General features: G+C 61.0%; 3 protein-coding genes. 2 read left to right on the top strand and 1 reads right to left on the bottom strand.

The window, feature by feature from the left end; genetic code table 11:
- On the top strand, nt 1-900 hold a 900-nt coding region (locus D8V06_RS01880), incomplete at its 5' end, for an alpha-L-glutamate ligase-like protein (RefSeq protein ID WP_130930329.1).
- Between the two features lie 217 nt (nt 901-1117).
- On the top strand, nt 1118-2455 hold the full coding sequence (pabB, locus tag D8V06_RS01870; protein WP_130906133.1) for an aminodeoxychorismate synthase component I: 1338 nt from the start codon (nt 1118-1120) through the stop codon (nt 2453-2455).
- A gap of 143 nt (nt 2456-2598) precedes the next feature.
- Here the strand turns inward: pabB and thrH are convergent, their stop codons facing one another.
- Complete coding sequence (gene thrH, locus D8V06_RS01865; RefSeq protein WP_056856947.1) at nt 2599-3216, bottom strand: bifunctional phosphoserine phosphatase/homoserine phosphotransferase ThrH; 618 nt, start codon at nt 3214-3216, stop codon at nt 2599-2601.
- Nucleotides 3217-3422 lie beyond the last annotated feature (206 nt).

Below are 3422 nucleotides of genomic sequence, written 5' to 3'. Positions count from 1 at the left end.
TACAACAAGCGCAGCCTGTACCCGATCGTCGATGACAAGATCATCACCAAGGAGCGCGCCATCGCCGCCGGCATCCATGTGCCGGAACTGTATGGCGTGATCTCCACGGAGAAGGAAATCGACAAGCTCGGCGAGATCATCGGTGGGCGCAACGACTTCGTGATCAAACCGGCCCAGGGTGCCGGCGGCGATGGCATCATCGTGGTAGCCGACCGTTTCGAGGGTCGCTATCGCACGGTGTCGGGCAAGATCGTTGCCCACGAAGAGCTTGAGCACCATATCTCCAGCATCCTCACCGGTCTGTATTCGCTGGGCGGCCACCGTGACCGGGCGCTGATCGAATACCGAGTGATCCCGGACCAGATTTTCAAGAGCATCAGCTACGAAGGCGTGCCGGATATCCGCATTATCGTGCTGATGGGTTACCCGGTGATGGCCATGCTGCGCCTGCCGACCCGTCAGTCCGGCGGCAAGGCCAACCTGCACCAGGGTGCCATCGGCGTCGGCGTCGACCTCGCCACCGGCTTGACCCTGCGCGGCACCTGGCTGAACAACATCATCGCCAAGCACCCGGACACCACCAACGCGGTGGATGGCGTGCAACTGCCCTACTGGGACGGTTTCATGAAGCTCGCCGCCGGTTGCTATGAATTGTGTGGGCTGGGTTACATCGGTGTCGACATGGTGCTGGACCAGGAAAAAGGCCCGCTGATTCTGGAGCTCAATGCCCGGCCGGGCCTGAACATTCAGATTGCCAACGATTGCGGACTGACGCTGCGTACCCATGCCGTCGAGGCACGACTGGAAGAGTTGAAGGCCCGCGGCGCGACTGAAACCGTCGAAGAGCGGGTGGCGTACGTGCAGGAGATGTTTGGGCATATTCCGCCGGTCGAGGGCTGATCCTGATCTGATCGTTCCCACGCTCTGCGTGGGAATGCCTCAATGGACGCTCTGCGTCCGCTTTGGGACGCGGAGCGTCCCGGGCTGCATTCCCACGCAGAGCGTGGGAACGATCGACGAAAGCACTCAACCTGCCAATCCCCGACATCCCTCTAGGAGCAAATCCCCGAGGGGACTACAATCGCCACCCCGCCTCGATGGCTGATCCAACCCGCCCATGCTGACCTGCTCCGTACACCCGCTGCCCTATCGCGCCAACCCCGCCGAGTACTTCGCGGCCATTCGTCATGCCCCTGGCGCCGTGCTGCTCGACAGCGGCCGCCCCAACGCCGACCGTGGCCGCTTCGACTTGCTCAGCGCCTGGCCGCTGGAACAACTCACGGTTTCGCCTGACGAAAATGGCGGCGATTTCCTGCAACGCCTTCGCGACAATCTGACACGACTGGGTGAAGCACAGGTTCCCCATGAGCTGCCGTTCGCCGGTGGCCTGATCGGCTACCTCAGCTATGACTTCGGCCGCCATCTGGAGAATCTCCCCAGCCAGGCGCAGGACGACCTGCAATTGCCGGACGCGCGTTTCGGTTTATACGACTGGGCGCTGATCAGCGATCACCAGCAGATGACCAGCCAGCTGGTGTTCCACCCGACATTGGCCGACAGCGAACGTCAGCGCCTGATCCAGCTGTTCAGCCACCCCGCCGGCGAAACAGTCCTGCCATTCAAATTGCAATCGCCGATGAATGCCGATCTGAGTGCCGATCAGTATCGCCAGGCCATCGAGCGTATTGAGCAATACATCCAGGCCGGCGACTGCTATCAGGTCAACTTCGCCCAGCGTTTTCGCGCGCCTTGCGCGGGTGATCCATGGGCGGCCTATAACGCATTGCGGCTGGCGTGCCCGACACCCTTTTCCGGGTTCCAGAGCCTGCCCGACGGTGGCGCCGTGCTCAGCCTGTCACCGGAGCGGTTCGTCAAAGTCAGCAAGGGCCATGTCGAAACCCGCCCCATCAAAGGCACACGCCCGCGCGGCCTGACGCCTGTCGAAGATGCGGCAAACGCTGCCGAACTGCTGGCCAGCCCCAAGGACCGCGCAGAGAACCTGATGATCGTCGATTTGCTGCGCAACGACCTGGGCCGCACCTGCCGCACCGGTTCGGTCTCGGTGCCGGAACTGTTCAGCCTGGAAAGCTACCCGAACGTGCATCACCTGGTGAGCAGCGTGACCGGAGAATTGGCGGATGATCGCGATGCGCTGGACCTGATCGCCGGCAGCTTCCCTGGTGGTTCGATTACCGGCGCGCCGAAAATCCGCGCGATGCAGATCATCGATGAGCTGGAGCCCACCCGGCGCGGGCTGTATTGCGGTTCTTTGCTGTACCTGGACGTGCGCGGCGAAATGGACAGTTCCATCGCCATTCGCAGCCTGTTGGTCAAGGATGGGCAGGTGTGTTGCTGGGGCGGTGGCGGAATCGTCGCGGACTCCGAGTGGCAGGCCGAGTATCAGGAATCGATCACCAAGGTGAAGGTCCTGCTCGATACCCTGCAGAACCTATAGCCTTTAGTGGCGAGGGAGCTTGCTCCCGCTGGGGTGCGAAGCATCCCCAAACCAGACACCGCCTACAGTCAGATAGAAGGCATGACCGGGTTGCGATTGCTGCGCAGCCGAGCGGGAGCAAGCTCCCTCGCCACAGGTGATGTTTACAAACTCAAGGTACGGTTGGAAGCCTTGATGAACTCCTGCTTCAGTTCCTCAAACGTATGCACCGCCGGGAACTGCGGGAACTCTGCAATGACGTTATCCGGCGCGTGGAACAGAATCCCCGCATCCGCTTCGCCCAGCATCGTGGTGTCGTTGTAGGAATCCCCCGCCGCAATCACTCGGTAGTAAAGGCTCTTGAACGCCAGGACTGACTGACGCTTGGGATCTTTCTGACGCAACTGATAGCTCGTCACCCGCCCACTGTCATCGGTGATCAGACGATGGCAGAGCAAGGTCGGAAAGCCCAACTGACGCATCAGCGGCTGGGAGAATTCGTAGAAGGTGTCCGACAGGATCACCACCTGAAAGCGTTCGCGCAGCCAATCGACGAACTCGATGGCGCCGTCCAGCGGCTTGAGGGTGGCGATCACTTCCTGAATATCCGAAAGCTTCAGGCCGTGCTCGTCGAGAATCCGCAGGCGCTGTTTCATCAGCACGTCATAGTCGGGAATGTCCCGAGTGGTGGCCCTGAGGGATTCGATCCCGGTTTTTTCGGCGAAGGCGATCCAGATTTCCGGAACCAGCACACCTTCAAGATCCAGACAGGCAATTTCCACAAGACACTCCCATTTGTATTGTTTATTGGTCGAGCGAGCTAAAAGACTGCCGAACTCTAGCGATTCCGCCCCCACCGCGCAACGCAGAGGACGCCCCGACCGACGCCGCTTTTTGTTACCATCGGCCCCATATAGAGCGCCCAGCGCCACCGACCTGTAGGAAGCCGCCCTGATGAGCCCAACGTTCGACGTCGTGGAACTCGCCA

The organism is Pseudomonas sp. Sample_24, from assembly GCF_004307605.1.
Lineage (GTDB): Bacteria > Pseudomonadota > Gammaproteobacteria > Pseudomonadales > Pseudomonadaceae > Aquipseudomonas.
Note: the sequence above shows the minus strand (reverse complement) of the source record. Positions and strands in the feature narration are given on the sequence as shown.

Coding starts and splice junctions, on each gene's coding strand:
- pabB (WP_130906133.1), top strand. CDS start 1,118: ATGCTGACCTGCTCCGTACACCCGCTGCCCTATCGCGCCAACCCCGCC.